The sequence below is a fragment of the Devosia sp. LjRoot16 genome (genome assembly GCF_964252795.1).
Lineage (GTDB): Bacteria > Pseudomonadota > Alphaproteobacteria > Rhizobiales > Devosiaceae > Devosia_A.
Window position 1 is genome coordinate 318,791 of sequence record NZ_CAXUPH020000003.1, and the last position, 17,977, is coordinate 336,767.

19 protein-coding genes are annotated in these 17,977 nt (G+C 64.8%); 13 read left to right on the forward strand and 6 right to left on the reverse strand.

All coding sequences use genetic code 11. The annotated features are described in order from the left end of the window. Nucleotides 1-50 precede the first annotated feature (50 nt). The 4 genes from ACSQ23_RS15975 to ACSQ23_RS15990 all read left to right on the forward strand — a co-directional run bounded on the left by ACSQ23_RS15975 (nucleotide 51) and on the right by ACSQ23_RS15990 (nucleotide 4,683). The gene (locus tag ACSQ23_RS15975) at nucleotides 51-1,631 is read left to right on the forward strand and encodes an ABC-F family ATP-binding cassette domain-containing protein (protein ID WP_436091176.1); all 1,581 of its coding nucleotides are present in this window, start codon (nucleotides 51-53) and stop codon (nucleotides 1,629-1,631) included. Nucleotides 1,632-1,746: 115 nt separating this feature from the next. After that, the gene (locus ACSQ23_RS15980; protein WP_055882348.1) at nucleotides 1,747-2,721 is read left to right on the forward strand and encodes an ABC transporter substrate-binding protein; all 975 of its coding nucleotides are present in this window, start codon (nucleotides 1,747-1,749) and stop codon (nucleotides 2,719-2,721) included. 70 nt (nucleotides 2,722-2,791) lie between these two features. Next, nucleotides 2,792-3,916, forward strand: a complete 1,125-nt coding sequence (locus ACSQ23_RS15985; protein ID WP_055882351.1) for an ABC transporter permease — start codon at nucleotides 2,792-2,794, stop codon at nucleotides 3,914-3,916. Beyond that, entirely contained in the window at nucleotides 3,913-4,683 is a 771-nt protein-coding gene (locus ACSQ23_RS15990; RefSeq protein WP_055882354.1) for an ATP-binding cassette domain-containing protein, read from the forward strand. Before ACSQ23_RS15985 ends, ACSQ23_RS15990 begins: the two co-directional genes overlap by 4 nt. 173 nt (nucleotides 4,684-4,856) lie before the next feature. On the opposite strand, the gene ACSQ23_RS15995 is transcribed toward ACSQ23_RS15990, so the two are convergent. Next, entirely contained in the window at nucleotides 4,857-6,341 is a 1,485-nt protein-coding gene (locus ACSQ23_RS15995; protein WP_248310560.1) for a Na+/H+ antiporter NhaC family protein, read from the reverse strand. A 312-nt stretch (nucleotides 6,342-6,653) separates the two neighbouring features. On the opposite strand from ACSQ23_RS15995, the gene ACSQ23_RS16000 reads away from it, so the two are divergent. Continuing rightward, a complete protein-coding gene (locus ACSQ23_RS16000) occupies nucleotides 6,654-7,229 on the forward strand; it encodes an SH3 domain-containing protein (protein WP_082528257.1) in 576 nt (191 codons plus the stop codon). Nucleotides 7,230-7,270: 41 nt separating this feature from the next. On the opposite strand, the gene ACSQ23_RS16005 is transcribed toward ACSQ23_RS16000, so the two are convergent. Both ACSQ23_RS16005 and ACSQ23_RS16010 read right to left on the reverse strand, forming a co-directional pair. Continuing rightward, a complete protein-coding gene (locus ACSQ23_RS16005) occupies nucleotides 7,271-7,636 on the reverse strand; it encodes a VOC family protein (RefSeq protein WP_436091177.1) in 366 nt (121 codons plus the stop codon). Nucleotides 7,637-7,647: 11 nt separating this feature from the next. After that, nucleotides 7,648-8,613: an alpha/beta fold hydrolase gene (locus ACSQ23_RS16010; protein ID WP_436091178.1), complete on the reverse strand. Its 966-nt coding sequence runs from the start codon at nucleotides 8,611-8,613 to the stop codon at nucleotides 7,648-7,650. 148 nt (nucleotides 8,614-8,761) lie between these two features. Here ACSQ23_RS16010 and ACSQ23_RS16015 point away from each other — a divergent pair, with 148 nt between their 5' ends. Further along, nucleotides 8,762-9,421, forward strand: coding sequence for a TetR/AcrR family transcriptional regulator (locus ACSQ23_RS16015; protein WP_436091179.1), 660 nt, complete (start codon nucleotides 8,762-8,764; stop codon nucleotides 9,419-9,421). Further along, on the forward strand, nucleotides 9,418-9,921 hold the full coding sequence (locus tag ACSQ23_RS16020) for a GFA family protein (RefSeq protein ID WP_436091180.1): 504 nt from the start codon (nucleotides 9,418-9,420) through the stop codon (nucleotides 9,919-9,921). The genes ACSQ23_RS16015 and ACSQ23_RS16020 overlap by 4 nt, the downstream gene beginning before the upstream one ends. A 24-nt stretch (nucleotides 9,922-9,945) precedes the next feature. Here ACSQ23_RS16020 and ACSQ23_RS16025 read toward each other — a convergent pair whose 3' ends face one another. Further along, nucleotides 9,946-11,370 carry an FAD-binding oxidoreductase gene (locus ACSQ23_RS16025; RefSeq protein ID WP_436091181.1) on the reverse strand — a complete coding sequence of 475 codons (1,425 nt, stop codon included), beginning with the start codon at nucleotides 11,368-11,370 and terminating at the stop codon, nucleotides 9,946-9,948. Between the two features lie 175 nt (nucleotides 11,371-11,545). Here ACSQ23_RS16025 and ACSQ23_RS16030 point away from each other — a divergent pair, with 175 nt between their 5' ends. Further along, a complete protein-coding gene (locus ACSQ23_RS16030; protein ID WP_056000416.1) occupies nucleotides 11,546-12,529 on the forward strand; it encodes an AraC family transcriptional regulator in 984 nt (327 codons plus the stop codon). A 45-nt stretch (nucleotides 12,530-12,574) separates the two neighbouring features. Here the strand turns inward: ACSQ23_RS16030 and dksA are convergent, their stop codons facing one another. Together dksA and ACSQ23_RS16040 are read right to left on the reverse strand one after the other, a co-directional pair. Next, complete coding sequence (gene dksA, locus ACSQ23_RS16035) at nucleotides 12,575-12,988, reverse strand: RNA polymerase-binding protein DksA (protein ID WP_055882371.1); 414 nt, start codon at nucleotides 12,986-12,988, stop codon at nucleotides 12,575-12,577. A 115-nt stretch (nucleotides 12,989-13,103) separates the two neighbouring features. Then, nucleotides 13,104-13,520 (reverse strand): flagellar assembly protein FliX, encoded by a 417-nt coding sequence (locus tag ACSQ23_RS16040; protein WP_436091182.1) that lies wholly within the window; start codon nucleotides 13,518-13,520, stop codon nucleotides 13,104-13,106. A 217-nt stretch (nucleotides 13,521-13,737) separates the two neighbouring features. Between ACSQ23_RS16040 and ACSQ23_RS16045 the strand changes: the two genes are divergently transcribed. The 5 genes from ACSQ23_RS16045 to ACSQ23_RS16065 all read left to right on the forward strand — a co-directional run bounded on the left by ACSQ23_RS16045 (nucleotide 13,738) and on the right by ACSQ23_RS16065 (nucleotide 17,919). Further along, a complete protein-coding gene (locus tag ACSQ23_RS16045; protein WP_082533449.1) occupies nucleotides 13,738-14,862 on the forward strand; it encodes a flagellar basal body P-ring protein FlgI in 1,125 nt (374 codons plus the stop codon). Further along, nucleotides 14,862-15,221 carry a rod-binding protein gene (locus ACSQ23_RS16050; RefSeq protein WP_436091183.1) on the forward strand — a complete coding sequence of 120 codons (360 nt, stop codon included), beginning with the start codon at nucleotides 14,862-14,864 and terminating at the stop codon, nucleotides 15,219-15,221. The genes ACSQ23_RS16045 and ACSQ23_RS16050 overlap by 1 nt, the downstream gene beginning before the upstream one ends. Beyond that, nucleotides 15,218-15,691, forward strand: coding sequence for a hypothetical protein (locus tag ACSQ23_RS16055; RefSeq protein WP_436091184.1), 474 nt, complete (start codon nucleotides 15,218-15,220; stop codon nucleotides 15,689-15,691). Before ACSQ23_RS16050 ends, ACSQ23_RS16055 begins: the two co-directional genes overlap by 4 nt. Before the next feature lie 99 nt (nucleotides 15,692-15,790). Further along, complete coding sequence (locus ACSQ23_RS16060; RefSeq protein ID WP_436091185.1) at nucleotides 15,791-16,114, forward strand: hypothetical protein; 324 nt, start codon at nucleotides 15,791-15,793, stop codon at nucleotides 16,112-16,114. A gap of 251 nt (nucleotides 16,115-16,365) precedes the next feature. Then, nucleotides 16,366-17,919, forward strand: coding sequence for a flagellin (locus tag ACSQ23_RS16065; RefSeq protein WP_436091186.1), 1,554 nt, complete (start codon nucleotides 16,366-16,368; stop codon nucleotides 17,917-17,919). The last annotated feature ends 58 nt before the right edge of the window (nucleotides 17,920-17,977 follow it).

Genomic DNA, 17,977 nt, shown 5'->3' on the forward strand with positions numbered 1-17,977 from the left:
TATCCGCATGACCGATCAAACCACCCTGATCCGTCACCCGGAGTCCAACCATGCCCGGTTCTATTTCGCTCAAAGCGGTGAGCTACAAGACGCCTAATGGCGTCAACCTCTTCTCAGATCTCGATCTTTCCTTCGGCCCGGTTCGCACCGGCCTGATCGGCCGTAACGGCACCGGCAAGACCACGCTGCTCAAACTGCTGCTCGGCGAACTCGCGCCCTCCAGCGGCGAGATCGTCGTCTCCGGCACGCTCGGCGTGTTGCGGCAGACGGTGCAACGCTCCGATGCGAGCGTCGCCGACGCGCTGGGCTGCGCCGAGCAGCTGGCCCGGCTCGACCGGCTCGAGGCTGGCACCGGCTCGCTCGAGGATGCCGAAGGGGCCGACTGGCTGTTGCCAGCAAAGATCGAGACGGCCCTCGCCGATGTCGGCCTGCCGTGGCTCGCCCTCGATCGACCCACCGCCACGCTGAGCGGTGGCCAGCGCACCCGCCTGTCGCTGGCAGCGCTCTTGATCGACCAGCCGGATATGCTGCTGCTCGACGAGCCCACCAACAACCTCGACCGCGATGGCCGGGCGGCTGTCACGGAACTGCTGAAACGCTGGCGCGGCGCCGCCATCGTGGTCAGCCACGACCGCGCGCTGCTGCGTGAGATGGACGCCATTGTCGAGCTCACCACGATCGGCGCCCGCACCTATGGCGGCAACTGGGATCTCTACCAGGAACGCAAGGCAATCGAGCTGGCGGCCGCCGAACAGGGCCTCGCTTCTGCCGAGCGCACCCTCGGCGAGCTCGACCGCAAGACGCAGCTGATGCGCGAGCGCAAAGCCAAGAAGGATGGCGCCGGGGCGCGGAAAGCCGCCAAGGGCGATATCCCGCGCATCATGCTGGGCGGCATGAAGATGAACGCGGAGAACACCAGCGGCGAGCAGATGAAGCTCAGTGAACGGCGCCGCGCCTCAGCCAGCACGGCGCTCGCCGCCGCCAAGGCCGAGATCGAGGTGCTGCAGCCGATGGCGGTGAAGCTCGAGCCGAGCGGCCTCGCTAATGGCACCACGGTGCTGCAGCTCGATCGGCTCACCGGCGGCCCAGTGCCCGAACAGCCGGTGATCCGGACCCTGAGCTTTGCCATCACGGGGCCTGAGCGTGTGGCGATCACCGGCCCCAACGGCTCCGGCAAGACCACCCTGCTCCGGCTGATCACCGGCACCCTTGCCCCAGTGACCGGTGCGGTTCGCATCGCGCGGCGGCATGCGTTGCTCGACCAGGAAGTCAGCCTCCTCGATCCGCTTGAGACCATTCGCGAGAACTACCTGCGGCTCAACCCCGAGGATGGCGAGACCACGGCGCGCTCCGCCCTCGCCCGCTTCATGTTCCGTGCCGACGCCGCGCTGAAACCGGTCGGTCAGCTCAGCGGTGGCGAAATGCTGCGCGCCGGCCTCGCCTGCACCATCGGCAGCGGCCGGCCGCCCGAACTGCTGATCCTCGACGAGCCGACCAACCACCTCGACATCCACGCCATCGAGGCGGTGGAGGCTGGCCTCGCCGCCTATGACGGCGCGCTGCTGGTGGTCAGCCACGACCGCGACTTCCTCGCGGCAATCGGCATCGAGCGCGAAATCGTGTTGCCCTAGCGCGGTTTGAATATATCCGGCCAGTTTACAAATGTGAGCGCGCGGGCCTATCGTTGGTGATCTGGCGGAGGAGTTCAAAGGAGCCGCCGGATCACAACAATAAGGGGAGGTTTCGATGCGTAACGCGTCGACGATGACTGCTGCCCTGCTGGGCACGCTATTACTCTCTACGGCCACCGTTTCCGCCGCCGACATCAAGATCGGCTTCCTGCCGGGCGTGGTCGATCCGTTCTACCAGGTCATGCAACTGGGCGTCGAAGCCGCGGCCAAGGACCTCGGCGTCGAAGTGGTGACCCAGGTCCCGCCGACCTGGGGTGTCGAAGCGCAGACCCCGATCCTCGATGCGCTGGTGGCGCGAGGCGACCTCAACTACATCATCACCGCCCCCACCGATAAGGATCAGATGGTGGCGCCGCTGCAGGCAGCACTCGATGCCGGCATCAAGGTGATCACCGTCGACACCTTCCTCGGCGATGGCGACTATGCCAACGGTCCGGTGAAATTCCCGATCAGCTATATCGGCTCCGACAACGTCGAAGGTGGCCGTATCTCGGCCCGCGGCCTCGCCAAGGCGATCGGCGGCAAGGGCACGGTCTACATCAACTCCACCAACCCCAACGTCTCGTCGGTCGAAGGCCGCGAGCAAGGCTTTGCCGAGGTGATGAAGAACGAGTTCCCCGACATCAAGGTGCTCGGCCCCGACTACAACCTCGATGACCAGAACAAGGCCGCGCAGCAGACCGCCGCGGTGATCGAGCAGAACCCCGACCTCGCCGGCGTGTTCGGCACCAACGTGTTCAGCGCCGGTGGCGCCGGTAACGCAGTGGTCAATGCCGGCCTCGGCGGGCATGTGCAGGTCGTGGCCTATGACGCGACGGCCGAAGCCATCGAGTTGATGGGCAAGGGCGTGGTGTCGCTGGTGCTGGCGCAGAAGCCCTTCGACATGGGCTATATGGCGGTGCAATTCGCCGTCGCCGATGCCGCCGGCGTCACCAGCCTGCCGCGCCGCGTCGAGACCGGCTTCGCCATCATCGACAAAGACAATGTCGCCGATCCCGAATACGCACGCTTCATCTACAAGGTGAACTGACCATCCCGCACGAGCAGCCGGAGGCCTCAGGTCTCCGGCCACCGCCGTCTCTCACCAAGCCGGGGCAGCCGTGACCGACAGCAAGACAATTCCAGCGGAGCCCCGGCTCTCGCCCGACAAGCGTTTCATCCTCCTCGCCAGCCGGCTCTGGGCCTGGGCGTTCCTCGGCCTGATGATCGCCTTTTTCATCATCGTCGTGCCGCTCTCCGGCGGCGCCACCTTCCTGACGCTGCGCAACGCGATGAACATCCTCGTCGCCATCACTCCGGTGCTGCTGCTCGGACTGGGGCAGACCTTCGTCATCATTTCGGCGGGGATCGACCTCAGCGTCGGCTGGGTAATGAGCCTCGCCTCGGTGGTCTCGGCTCACGCCATCCGCGCCTCGTTCAATGCCGGCGCGCCGCTGTTTCTCGCCGCAACATTGGGCTTCCTCGCCGCGGTCGGTGCCTCGGCCGGCGTCGGCCTGGTCAATGGCCTGATCATCGCCAAGCTCAAGGTCCCGGCCTTCATCGTGACGCTCGGCTCATCCTTCATCGTGCGCGGCATGGCGCTGCTGTTCTCCGAGAACACCACCGTCATCGGCCTGCCTGCCGATATCCGCGACTATGGCAATGAATCGCTGTTCTACGTCGTCAACGGCGAAGGTGGCGGCTTCTATGCGTTCTTCCGCCCCGACGTCACCGGCGCCATGCTGCGCCAGATGGATCGCATCTTCACCTGGCCCGTGGTGATCACGGCCATCGTCGTGATCATCTGCATGTTCATCCTCAACCGCACCCAGTTCGGCCGGCATACCTATGCCATCGGCGGCAATATGCAGGCGGCGCTGCGCACCGGCATCCCGGTCGATCGCCACATCGTCAAGCTCTACATGCTGAGTTCGGTCACCGCCGGCATTGCCGGGTTCCTCTCGACGCTGCGCTTCACTGCTGGCTCGGCGGTGATCGGCGATCCGCTGCTTTTGAGCTCCATCGCCGCGGTGATCATCGGCGGCGTCAGCCTGTTCGGCGGCGCCGGCTCGATCATCGGCACGGTGATCGGCGCGCTCATCATCGCGGTGCTGACCACCGGGCTGGTGATGATGAACGTCCAGGCCTTCTGGCAATTCATTGTCGTCGGCGCGGTGGTGATCATCGCCGTGCTCATCGACCAGTCACGCGACCTGATCCTCGGCCGCCGCGGGAGAGGGTCATGAGCGAACCGGTTCTGTCGATCCGCAACCTGGTGAAGCGCTTCGGCGGCCTCACCGCGGTCAACGATGTCAGCCTCGACATCAACCCCGGCGAGGTGGTGGCGCTGCTCGGCGACAACGGCGCCGGCAAGTCGACGCTGATCAAGTGCGTTTCCGGCGTTCACCTGCCCGATGAGGGCGAGATCCGCTTCGAGGGCAAGCCGGTCAGCTTCCCCAAGCCCATCGACGCGCGCAGCGCCGGCATCGAGACGATCTACCAAGACCTGGCGCTGGCCAACAATCTCGACGTGCCCGCCAACATCTTCCTCGGCCGCGAGGTGAAACACCGCTATCTCGGCGGGCTGATCAACACGCTCAACGACAAGCTGATGCTGGCCGAGGCCGAGCAGAGCCTCGCAACCCTCGATATCCAGTTCCCCAGCCTCACCCAGCCGATCGAGAGTCTCTCGGGCGGCCAGCGGCAGGCCGTCGCCATCGCCCGCGCCATCTACTGGAAGGCGCGGCTGATGATCATGGACGAGCCGACCAATAATCTCGGCGTGCCCGAGCAGCAGAAGGTACTGGAGCTGATCCGCCGCCTCCGCGACCAAGGTGTGCCGGTGATCCTCATTACCCACACCATGCCCGACGTCTTCGCCGTCGCCGACCGCATCGTGGTGATGCATCGCGGCCGCAAGGTCACCGAGAAACGCACCGGCGAGACCAACGCGTCCGAACTGGTGCAGTACATGGTGGGCGCGTTGGACGATAGTCGCGAGGCGGTGGCATAGGATATTGCGCCATTTGGCTGCAGCCGCGCCGCGGTTAGGCTCGATGGTCGCCTCACCTCCGCTGTCATCCCAGCGAAAGCTGGGACCCAACTCACCACCTGCGCGGGCTGAGAAATGGATCCCAGCTTTCGCTGGGATGACAGCGGAGGTGGGGCGTCCATCGGTGGAACACCCTAAGGCGAGACTGAATCCGCCTCTTCCACCTTCGGCTCCACCGGCTCGATCCGAAACCCGCTGAACCCCAGCAGCAACGTGACCAATGGGCTCGCGATGTTGAACAGGCAGAACGGCAGGTAGACCAGTGTCGGCACGCCGAGCACCGCCGCCATATAGGCGCCGCAGGAATTCCACGGGATCAGCGGCGAGGTGACGCTGCCGCCATCCGCCACTGCCCGCGACAGGTTGGTGGCGGCGAGACCGCGTTTGTTGAACTCGGCGCGGAAAATCCGCGCCGGCAGCACCACCGCCACATATTGGTCGCCGGCGACGATATTGAGTCCGAACGCCGTGCCAACCACGGTGGCGATCAGCGAGCCGGTGCTGCGGGCCCGCATCAGCACCGGCGTCACCAGCTTCAGCAGCAGCCCGAACTCATCGAGCAGCGTGCCGTAGACCAGGGCGCCGAGGATCAGCCAGATGGTGAGCAGCATGCTCGCCATGCCGCCACGCGACAAGAGGCTGTCGACCACCTCGATGCCCGAGTTGGCTTCGAACCCGGTGCCCATCGCCTGCCACCCGGCCTTGAGGTAGGCGGCGGCCGGCGCCAGCTCGGGGTCGTTGACGAAGCGCAGCACCGCCTCGGATTGCAGCAACGGCGCCAGCACCGCCGCAGCGAGCGCCGAGCCGATGATCGCCAGCGATGGCGGCACCTTGAAGATCGACAAGACGATCAGCAGCACCAGCGGCAGCAGGGTCAGCGGTGTGATGTTGAACAGCGTCGACAGCGCCGAAAGCTCCGAGGCGATCACGCTGTCGCTCGCGCCGCTCGAACTGTCGGCCCAGCCGAAGATGCCGAAGCCGATGGCGGCGACGAGCAGCGCCGGCACCGAGCTCCAGACCTGCGCCCGCAAATGCGCGTAGATGGTGGTGCCGGTGAGCTGCGCGGCAAGGATGGCCGTCTCGGATAGGGGTGACAGCTTCTCGCCGACATAGGCGCCGGAAATCACGGCTCCTGCGGTGATCGCGGGCGAGACGCCGGCGAGGAACGACAGCCCCACCAGCCCGACCCCGATTGTGCCCGCCGTGGTCCACGAGCTGCCGATGCCCATGGCGATGGCGGCGCAGACCAGCAGAGAGGCGAGGTAGAACCAGTCCGGATTGATCACCTGGATGCCATAGTAGACCAGCGTCGGGATGGTCCCGGCCATATTCCAGGTGCCGATCAGCGCCCCTACCGCGAACAGGATGAAGATGGCGCCGACCACCGAGGAGACGCCCTTACGCCCGGCCTCGGCCACTTCCTCCCAGCTGTGCCCATTCTTCAGCACAATGAACGAGGTGAACATTGCCGCGAGAATAATCGCCACCTGCAGCGGTCCATCCGTCGCCTTGAGCCCGAACAGCGTCACCGCACCGGCGATCAGCACGGCAAGCACCACCAGTGGCGCCACCGCGTCGAAATAGGACGGTTCGCGGATATGCCGCGGAGCGGTGCTCAACGTCGCCTCCTCGCCTTTGGCCGGCCAAGCGGCTTGTTGCGGGCCATGTCGGCTCTCCGCGTCCAACGAACACCAGCAGCCATCGCAGCTATTGCCTAAGCTTCCGCTTGCGCCGGATGGCCATGTGACATCAAATAAGATGCAACTATTTACGCGACCGGTTCAACGATTTTGAACTGAACAGCGCGCCATGCGCATCAATTCGCCGCTTTGAATGGTAGTACTTGCGCAACGGACGGCCAACACTTCTCGCGTTCTGTACGAAACCGCACAGTGCGCGCGTCTGTTTCCAGCCGGGTTGAGGAGATCGTTATGATAAGAGCACTATTCATTGCGGCGATGCTGGCTGCTGGCCTGGGAGCGGTGCCCCAGGTGCTGGCGCAAGAGACGTTTGTCATCGTTCCCGACAACCCCGGGGGCGGCAGTGGCGTGGGCAACGCCGTGGCGACCTCCAACGTCAACGTCCGTCGTGGTCCGGGCACCAGTTATGCCGTTGTCGACGTGCTGCGCGCCGGCCAGAGCGTGCGCATCAGCAATTGCAACGGCGGCTGGTGCTGGGTCAACCACGGCGGCCCTAGCGGTTGGGTGTCGCAGAACTTCCTGTCACGGACCGGCGGTGGCGGCGGCGACTCGAACGTCCGGCGGCGGGCCTGCTTCTACGACGACATCCGTTTCCGTGGCCGCAGCTTCTGCGTCGGCGTCGGCGACAGCAACCGGGATCTCGGCTCCTGGAACAACCGCATCGCCTCGATCAGCATCAGCGGCTCAATGACGGTTGAGGTCTGCGAGGATCGCAACTTCCGCCGCTGCGAGGACTTCAACCGCGATGTCGCCACCCTGCCCTGGTGGCTGGACGGCAACATCTCGTCGTTCCGCACTTTCCGCTGACTGAAAACCGGAGGTCCCGACTCACGCCGGGACCTCCAGATTCAGTAGCTGCCGATCACCATCCGGTTGCCCTCGCTGTCGCGGAACTCCGCCACCACCCGGCCCGGCTGCCACGGCGCCTCGCCCGGCTCGGTGGTGATCTCGACGCCCTTGGCGCGGAGCCGCTCGATGGCTCCCGCCACGTCGGCCTCGACCAGCACCAGCACCGGCTCGGCCGATGGCTTGTCGTCGGGGCGGCGGAGGAAGTGCAGCGCCGTGCGGGCGCCGGGGAACTTCACTTCGACCCACCGCCAGCCATCCGCGCCCATCGGCGCATCGGCAACCACCTCGCAGCCGAGCTTGTCGACATAGAAGGCGATGGCCCGGTCCTGGTCGAACACCGGCAGTTCGGCGAACTGGATATGCATGCTTGCCTCCGTCAGTTGGCGAACGAGCTGTGCAGCGCGTCCGCAAACGCGGCAGCCTGGGGTCCAAAGCCCATGTGATCGCCGGGGAATTTCGTCGGCGCGATGCCGAGCGTGTTGGTCAGCGCCAGGCTCATTTCCTCGATCGGCTGGCCGGCCGACGCCACGCCGATGGCGACGACGATCTTCGGGCTGCCTGCCTTCAGCGTCGCCACATCCGGCGTATAGAGCGACAGCGGCAGCATGCCGTGCGCCAGCCAGTACTCGAAATTGCCGCTGACCCGGGCGAAGGTTTCCGCCTCTTCCGGCGGCATCTCGAATTCCGGCGGCGCTTCGGTCGCGTCGCCCGCCTCCTCGAGCCCGTTCATCGAGAAGAACATCCCCATCGCCGCATCGACGCCGTCTTTGACGTAGGTGTCGTAGAGCGCCTTGTCGGCCGCCACGGCCTCGCTCGGATCGTCCATCAGCATCATCGACGGCGGCTCATGCGCCACCAGCGCCTGCACCAGCTTGGGGTGCCGTGCCGCGAGGTTGAGCCCGATCTGTGCACCACCGCTGGTGCCGAACACATAGGCCGGGCCATTGCCCAGCGCCTCGATCAGCGCCGCGGCGTCATCCGCCTGCTGGTCCATCAGCAGCGGCTTGATCTCGCCGTCAAACGTCGAGCGCGAATTGCCGCGCGGATCGTAGGCGACCACGGTGTAGCGGTCGGCGAGGCGCTGCGACAGCTCGGCGAACACGCCCGCATCCTGTGGACCGCCGGGGATGATCAGCAGCGTCGGGCCGCTGCCCTGCACCTCGTAGTAAAGCGTCGCGCCCGGGACCTTGAGGGTGGCCGATCTGGTGTGGTTGGTCATCGAAACGTCTCCTGCGGTGTGATTTTCAGGCGATTGCATTGCGGTCTCTGCCAGCGTGCCAGGGATCGGCAGGGCAAGCGCTCCGACCACAGTGGCAACCAGCACGAAGCTTCGGTTCGACATTCAAGCTCTCCCTGCTTCTCGTATGACGGCGCTGCCGCCAACCCATTCAGAACTGGACCGTCCAGTTCTGCGCTGTTGTCAGAAACTAGACTGTCCAGTACTGTGATGTCAATCAGGGCTGTGAAGGTTTTTGGAAAGTGGCAGGTCGATGGGCTCGGAAGTGAACGAACACGCGGATGCGGAAGGCGATGGCCGCTCTGCCCGCAAACGCCGGGCCATTCTCGACGCCGCCACCGAGGTGTTCCTGAAAAGCGGCTATCTCGGCACCAACATGGATGAGATCGCCGCCCTCTCTGCCGTGTCAAAGCAGACCGTCTACAAGCACTTCTCTTCGAAGGAGGCGCTGTTCGTCGAGATCGTCGGCGGCATGACCACTGGCGCCGGCGACACCGTGCATAACGACGTGGCGCAGCTCGGGCCGGACGAGGACCTCGCTGACTACCTCGTCGAATATGCGCTACGGCAGCTGACCGTCGTTCTGACGCCCCGCATCATGCAGTTGCGGCGCCTGGTGATCGGCGAGGTGACGCGCTTCCCCGAACTGGCCCGTGTGCTTTACGAGCGCGGCCCGGCACGCGCCATGAAGATGCTGGCCGCTGTGTTCGAGGGCCTGGCCAAACGCGACCTGCTTGCTGTCGACGACCCGGCAACCGCGGCGGAACACTTCAACTGGCTGATTATGTCGGCTCCGCTGAACCAGGCCATGCTGCTCGGCGACGATGCCATTCCCTCGCAGGCCGAACTGCGTCGCAACGCCGAGGCCGGTGTACGAGTCTTCCTCGCCGCCTATGGCAGAACGAAGCGATGACGGTGCGGTATGTGGCACGCTGTGCCTGCGGCAATGTCGAACTCGAGCTGACCGGCGCGCCGGTAATCAGCCTCGTCTGCCACTGCGATGACTGCCAGGCCGGCTCTCGCCTGATCGAAGCCCTGCCCGGCGCACCAGCGATTCTGGATGCCGGCGCCGGCACGCCTTACCTGCTCTATCGCAATGATCGGGTGCACGGCACCAAGGGCGCCGAGCTGCTCGAGGGCTACAGGTTGAAATCGGACTCGACCACCAGCCGCATGGTCGCCAGCTGCTGCAACTCAGCCATGCTGGCGCGGCTCCCATCCGTGCTGCACTGGACCCCGGTCTATCGCGACCGCATCGTCCCGCCGGCGCAGCCGCTGGAAATGCGCATCCAGACCAGGTTTGTGCCCGCCGACGTCGCCGTGCCGGCTGACCTGCCAAGCGTCACGGGCGTGCCGCTCCGATTCTTCACCCGGCTGATCGCAGCTCGGGTTGCGATGACGCTACGGCTGTAGCGTCATCGCGAACCAGGAGTCGGACTAGGCCGACGGCCGGATGTTCTGATTGACGTGGAAGAGGTTGGTCGGGTCGTACTTGGCCTTGAGGCTGGCCAACCGGGAGTAGTTGTCGCCATAGGTCGCCCGAACCCGCGCTTCGCCTTCCTCCATCATGAAGTTCGGATAGGCCCCGCTGAGATCGTAGGGGTGGACCGCATTCCAGTAGCCATTGGCCCAATCCTTCAGCGCCCCTGCCCTGGCTGGATCCGAATCGACCCCGACAATGACCATCGACCAGCGCGCGTTGCGGCAGTTCCAGGCCGTATCGCCGCTCGCCCGGTCATGGACCGCGCCATCGATCGGATAGAGGTGCATAGCCGAAATCGGAGTGGGCACCGTGGCGGCATGCTTCAGGTGTTCCGCAATCGCCTCATCCGACAGCGTCTCGACGAAATCGCCCTTCCAGTACCACTGCAACCCCGTCGGATAGAGCGCATCGAACATGCTCTGCAGCGCCGGATAGGCGATCGGCCCGGCCCAGTCGATGATCGGCGCCGGGAGCTCGGCCCGTATGCGATTCACCGCCGCCTCGGCATTCTCACCGTTATGCGCAACCAGCAGGACGCACATCTTCTTGCCCCAGTGCTCCCTCGGGAACGGGTCGCCGGGTGGGACTGACTGCAGCCCAAGCCAGATGTAGAAATCCTTTGGCGCCCCCTCCTGGAACGCCCGATACCACCGCATCACCGTCTCGGCATCGCTGAGATCGAAGATGATCGGGCCACCATACAGCATCTTCGCCGGGTGGGTTCGGAACAGGAAGCTCGTCACGACGCCGAAATTGCCGCCGCCGCCGCGCAACGCCCACATCAAGTCGCTGTTCTCGGTCTCGCTGGCGGTGACGAAGCTGCCATCGGCCAGCACCACGTCGGCTTCGATCAGGCTGTCGATCGCCAGCCCGTATTGTCGGCTCAGGTACCCGTGCCCGCCCGACAGGGTGAGCCCGCCGACGCCGGTAGTCGAGATGATGCCGAAGGGCACTGCCTGGCCGAAGGCATGCGTCGCGTGATCGACATCACCCGTCGTGCACCCCGGCCCCACCCGCACCGTTTGCGCCTTGGGATCGACCCGCACGCCTTTCATCATCGAAAGGTCGATGACGAGACCATTGTCGACGCTGGCAAATCCCGGCCCGTTGTGTCCGCCGCCGCGCACGGCAATGGCGAGGCCGTGCTCGCGTCCGAAATTCACCGCCGTGATCACGTCGCCGCTGTCGACGCATTGCGCGATCAGCATCGGCCGCTTGTCGATCATGCCGTTATAGAGCTTGCGGGCACCGTCATAGGCGGTGTCGCTGGCTCGGATGAGCGTACCCCTCAGGTTGCCGGCAAAGCTGTTGATGTCCTCGTCATGCATGCTGTCCTCCCAGAAATCGATCAGCCGGCAAAAGCTACCCACGCTCTCCATTCTGACGAATATCCGATCGTCCCGTTTCATTGCTCGGGCGTCCGGACCCGACACGGCAAGAACGTCGGGGCGCTGCGCCTTGCCTCGCCCAGTCGTTTCGGTGATAGTCGATGCATATCGAGGAAGGCATTTTGTCCCGTGTTGCGGTAATTCCGGCCGCGCGGAGTGCCTGCGAATGGACGTTCTTTCAGACGTGCTTGCCGCCGTACGGCTAACCGGCGCGATATTCTTCGACAGCACTTTCCGCGAGCCCTGGGTCGCGGAAGCGCCGCGCGCCTCGGTGATAGCCAGCAAGGTGATGCCGAACTCGCAATACGTGTTCTTCTTCCACACCCTGATCGAGGGCGCCTGCTGGGTGGAGATGACCGACGGCTCAGCCGAGCCGCTTCGCCTCGAGGCCGGCGACATCGTTGCCTTTCCGATGGACGATGCGCATGCCCTCTGCTCGGCGATCGGCATGCGGGCCAAACCCGACCTCGCCATGTACCATCATCCGATCGATCGCCAACTGCCCTACGTCGTCAACGAAGGCTCCAGCATCGGCTCCTGCCGCTTCGTTTGCGGCTATCTCGGCTGCGATATCCGTCCCTACAACCCATTCATCAAATCGCTGCCCCGGGTCCTGCATGGACGCGGTACCGCCCGGCAGGGCTGGCTGGTCAACCTCGTCCATCATGCCGTCTCGGAGACTGACCGGGGCAACCCGGGTGGCGAGACGGTTCTTGCCAAGCTTGCCGAGCTGATGTTCGTGCAGGTGATCCGTGAATATGTGGAAGGCCTGCCCGAGGATGCTCGCGGCTGGCTCTCGGGGCTGAAGGACCCGCATGTCGGCCAGGCCCTTCGTCTGATCCACGGCCAGCCGGCGGCAAACTGGACACTCGAGGGCCTGGCGCGCGCCGTCGGGTTGTCGCGGACGGTCTTCGCCAACCGCTTCACCCACTATGCATGCGATCCGCCAATGCAATACTTGGCGCGCTGGCGCATGCAGCTGGCAGCGCGGCTGCTGGAAAATCCAGGCATAAGCGTCGCGCAGGCCGGCGCCCAGGTCGGCTACGACTCCGAGGCAGCCTTCAACCGAGCCTTCAAGAAGGTGGTCGGACTCCCGCCCGGTACATGGCGCAAGGGCCGTGCTCCCGGGCCGGGCCTGTCAGCGAACTAGCCGGAGCCACAAACAACAAGGCCCGCATCGCTGCGGGCCTTCTTGTCATTCGTCGCGGTACACCTTCTCGCGCCGCTCGTGCATTTCCTGGGCTTCCAGGGAGAGCGTGGCGATCGGCCGGGCGTCGAGCCGGGCGATCCCGATCGGGTCGCCGGTTTCTTCGCAATAGCCGTAGGTGTTATCCTCGATCCGCTTGAGCGCCGCATCGATCTTCGAGATCAGCTTGCGCTGCCGATCACGGGTGCGGAGTTCAAGTGCCCGATCGCTCTCCGAGGAGGCGCGGTCGGCCATATCCGGATGGTTCTGGCTTTCTTCCTGCAGGTTCTCGAGCGTTTCGCGGCTTTCTGCGAGGATCTCGCTCTTCCACCGCTCCAGCTTCTGCCGGAAGTACTCCCGCTGCCGCGGGTTCATAAACGGTTCGTCCTGAGTAGGTCGGTATTCAAGAACTTCAGTCGACATTCTGACTCGATTCCAAAACGCCCCTAATGGCGGGCCTTATAGTGGCGCAAGGGCATGCTTCGCAAGCTTTCAAAAGCTTGGTGATTAATCCGTGAGTGGAGAGGCGCCAACTGTGTCAGGCGGGGTACAGTCCGCGCTTGGCCAGTTCGACCCTGGCGCGCAGCTCGATATCGTCGAGCAAAGCGTCCAATCCGGGCTCGCTGTGCTCCCGCGCCTGGGTCAACACAGCCATGAGCTGGTTGAGGCGTCCCTCGGCCATCCGGCCGACCAGCAGGTCGCCGCGCAGCCCCTCGAGCGTATCGATCAGCTGGTTGCCGCGACGCACCACCTTCTTGCGCCTGAGCAGCGGATCTTCGACCGCCTGCAACGCCAGCAATGCATCGAGCGAAGTGGTGGCGGCGATCGTTGCGGTCGGCCGCGCCTCCTGGGCCTGCGGCCCCTGCCCGATCTCGAACGCCACGCCGGACGAGCTGCGGCCGGCCGCCGAGCGCCCCGCCACATTGCCTACCCGCACATTGTTCTCGATCCGCACCGGACTCACCTGCCTGCCATTGCCCGGCAAAATCTGCCGCCAGCAGTTAAGCAAACGTTAATGCACCCGGCAGGACTTGCCGACCAGCATCATCCAAACCCACTGGCCGAGCGCCAATCTCGTGCAATTTCAACGTATTGGCGAAACTGGCACGGTTCTCGCAACACCACTGGCAATCACGGCGCATGGGGATGTGCCGCACTCCGGGGACTGCCAGATGGCTAAATTCAACCTCAAACGCGCACTGCTTGGTCTTATGACGGCATTGCTGCTGCTGCCGCAGCCAAGCGTGACCTACGCCGCTGCCGCCCGCATCAAGGATGTCGTCAACATCGAGGGCGTCCGCGACAACCAGCTGGTTGGCTACGGCCTGGTGGTCGGCCTCAACGGCACCGGCGACGGGCTCAACAACTCGCCCTTCACCAAGCAGAGCCTGCAGGCCATGCTCGAGCGGCTGGGCGTCAATACCCGCGGCGAGAACATGCGTACGGGCAACGTCGCGGCAGTGATGGTGACGGCGAACCTTTCGGCCTTCTCGACCCAGGGCTCGCGCCTCGACGTCAATGTCGCCTCGCTCGGCGATGCCAAGAGCCTGCAGGGCGGCACCTTGCTGGTCACCCCGCTGCTCGGCGCCGATGGCGAGGTCTATGCCATCGCCCAGGGTTCGGTCACCATCAACGGCTTCTCGGCCGAAGGCGACGCCGCCTCGGTGGTCTCGGGCGTCCCCACCACCGGCCGTATCTCTTCCGGCGGCCTGATCGAGCGCGAGATCGGCTTCGTGCTCGGCGCCCAGCGCACGCTGCGGCTGGCCTTGCGCAACCCCGACCTTACCACCTCGCGCCGCATCGCGCTGGCGATCAACGATTTCATCGGCGTGCCCTGCGCCACCCCCGAAGATCCGGCGACCATCCGGCTCAACCTGCCGCGCAACTTCAACGGCAACATCGTCGACCTCCTGACCGACATCGAGCAGCTGGTGATCGAGACCGACTTGCCGGCCAAGATCGTTATCGACGAGAACTCCGGCATCATTGTCATGGGCAAGGACGTGCGGGTTTCGACCGTCGCTGTGGCCCAGTCGAACCTCACGGTGACCATTGCCGAGAGCCCCACCGTGGTGCAGCCGAACCCACTGAGCCTCGGCCAGACCGCAGTAGAGCCACGCACCGACCTCTCGGTAAACACCACCGAAACCAACCTCGCGGTGGTGCCGGAATCGGTGAGCCTGCAGGAGCTGGTCGATGGCCTCAATGCGCTGGGCATCAGCCCGCGCGACCTCATCGCCATCCTCCAGGCCGTGAAAGCCTCCGGCGCGCTGCAAGCCGAGATCGAGGTGCTGTGATGCTGAGCTCCGCCTCGGGCCTCGGCTTTGCCGGCCAAAACAAAACGACGACGCTCTCGCCCGCCCAGGTTGGGCACCTTCGCGAGCAGGCAAAGGACCTTGAGGGGGTTTTCCTCAACACCTTGATGAAGGAAATGTTCGCCTCGTTGAAGACCGACGAAAGCGCCATGGGTGGCGGTTTTGCCGAGGAAACCTGGCGCGGCATGCAGGCCGAGCAGATGGCCGACGTGCTGGCCCGCTCTGGCGGCGTCGGCCTCGCCGATGCGCTGCTGCCCGATCTCATCGCGGCGCAGGAAGCCGCGCAGAACTCCATCCCCAAGAACACAACAACGCCAAGAACCAGCGGAGCGCTGAAATGATGAATGCTGCTGCCGAACGCCTCGCGGCCCTCGACTCCCTCCCCGCCGCCGAGCTCTGCGGCCTCGCCATGGAAACGCTCGAAAGCCTGGTCGTGGTGCTGAACCAGGAGACCACCCTGCTCCGCGCCGGCCGCGCCAAGGATGCCGGCCAGCTGACCGCTGAAAAGACTCGCCTCGCCCAAGATTACATGGGCTTTGCCCGCTCGGTACAGCGCCAGTCGGCTCGGCTGCGCGCCGAGGCCCCGGCTCTGGTCGACGCCTTGCTCGGCGGACATGATCGGCTGGCCACGCAGATGGCCGAGAACCTGCGCGTTATCGCCACCGCCCGCTCGGTCACCGAGGAGCTCCTCACCGATGTGGCCAAGGCGATTAGCGCCAAGGCCCGCCCCAAGACCTACGGCGCCAATGGCGAAATCGCCGGCCAGCCACCGCAGGCCGCCAGCGGCGTATCGATCAACCGCGCGCTCTGATCCATATAGTTTTCAGCAAATTGCTCCCAACCGCGAAAGCGGGGTGAAAGCCTGGACCGGCATGGTTGCCCGCTAAGTGGCAATTAGGAATGCCGGTCCATGAGCGCCAGAATAGCGCCCGAACCGATCAACATGGGACTCGGAGCCGTCGCGGACTATCGGTCGCGCACGCTGCTCGGCGATTCCCGTCAGGGATCGGAGCAGCCGGACGCTCCGCCGCCACCTCCCCCGCAGAACAGCGCCGCGCAACTGCTGCCGCCATTGCCGGCGCCGCCGCCACCGCCGGGCTCGGCTTTCGCCGCGGCCCTGCTCTCCGGGCAGTTACCGCCCAAGCCCACCAGCGATCGCGAGATCATCCTTCGCCTGGGCAGTGCCGACCTGCCGGCGCAGGGTTCGCTGGCGCTGCACGATCGGCTCGTCTGAGCCCTGACGATTCTGCGTCGGCGGCAGCCAATTCCCTAACCACGAGTGATCCGACGTATGCTCGGCAAGAACTGCCGAAACGCCGGTTTCCCCAAGATATCCAAGGCATTGCGGGCGACATCGGCTCGTCACGGAACACAAAATTAACTGCGTTCGGAAGCATGCCGTTAACCATTCTTAAGCCGGCCGAGGCTACGATCCCTCTCAATCTCAGGACGAGATTATCGATTTAGCCAGAAGGGATTCCACCCATGCCGGAAGTTAACCTGTCAAAGGCGGTTCGCTCGAACCTGCTGAGCCTCCAGTCCACTGCTGCCTCGATGGCAAAGACGCAGGAGCGTCTCGCCACCGGCCTCAAGGTGAACACTGCGCTCGACAACCCGACCAACTTCTTCACTGCCGCGTCGCTGAATAGTCGTGCGTCCGACATGGCAAACCTGCTGGACTCGATGTCGAACGGCATCAAGACCATCGAGGCCGCCGATAACGGCGTTACCTCCATCACCAAGACCGTCGAGTCGATGCAGTCCGCCCTGCGTCAGGCCCGCCAGGACAAGTCGTTCAAGACCATGTCCTATGCGCTCGACGCGACCGCCATCGGCACCGCGACCGTAAAGACGCTGTCGTTCGAGGACGGCGCCATCGGCACTACGCCGGTGAGCATCAACCTGAACACCACCGGCGCCGGCTCTGCTGCCACCGCGGGTACGTTCACCTCGACCGCCAACTTCGCTGCGACGACCATCACCGACGCCGCAGACAGTGTGTCGTTCCAGATCGCCGTCGATGGTGGCGCCGCCACCACCGTTACGATCGACCAGACCACCCTCGCTGCCGTCGGCAATGGCGATGACACTCTCGACGACGTCGCCGAGTTCAACGAACTACTGACCGATGCCGGCGTCACTGGCGTCACCGCTTCGGTCGACGGTACGGGAAAGCTCGTTCTGACTTCGGCCAGCACCGGGACCAACTCCTCGGTGGCGATCTCCGCATTTGCCGAAACCGACGCCGACAACAACACCACGGTTACCGGCCTGGGCGTCAACGGCGGCGCGTCCGCTGGTGGCGCGGCTGCTGTGGCCGCTGGTGCGGTGAAGACGGTCGATGCCCTGGTCCAGGAGATCAACACCAACACCTCGCTGAAGGACAAGATCCGCGCCTCCAACGACAATGGCAAGCTCCGCATCGAGAACCTCTCGACCGAAGAGCTGACCGTCACCGGCATCGGCACGGACGGCGAAGTCGACGGCACCACCAATACCGGCGAGATCGGCGGCAATACCGTTCGCAAGAACCTCGTCACCCAGTTCAACGAACTGCGCGACCAGCTCGACAAGTTCGCCGACGATGCCTCCTTCAACGGCATCAACCTGCTCCGCGGCGACAAGCTCAAGCTGACGTTCAACGAGACCGGCACCTCGACCATCGACATCCAGGCCAAAAACGAGAATGGCGACCCGATCGCCATCAACAACACCACCCTGGGCATCGACCACGTCGTCAACTCCGACTTCGACCTCGACTCCAAGCTCGATGCGAAGCTGGAAATCCTCGGTACTGCGCTCGGCAAGCTCCGCTCGCAGGCCTCGTCCTTCGGCTCGAACCTGTCGATCGTGCAGAACCGCACCGACTTCACCAAGAACATGATCAACACGCTGGAAACCGGCGCGGCGAACCTGACCTTGGCCGACACCAACGAGGAAGCGGCGAACCTGCTCGCCCTGCAGACCCGCCAGCAGCTTAGCTCGACGGCGCTGTCGATGGCCTCGCAGGCCGACCAGGCCGTGCTGCGCCTGTTCTAACGCAAGCTATCTCGGAACATGAAAGGCGGGCTTCGGCCCGCCTTTTCTTTGCCTAAGC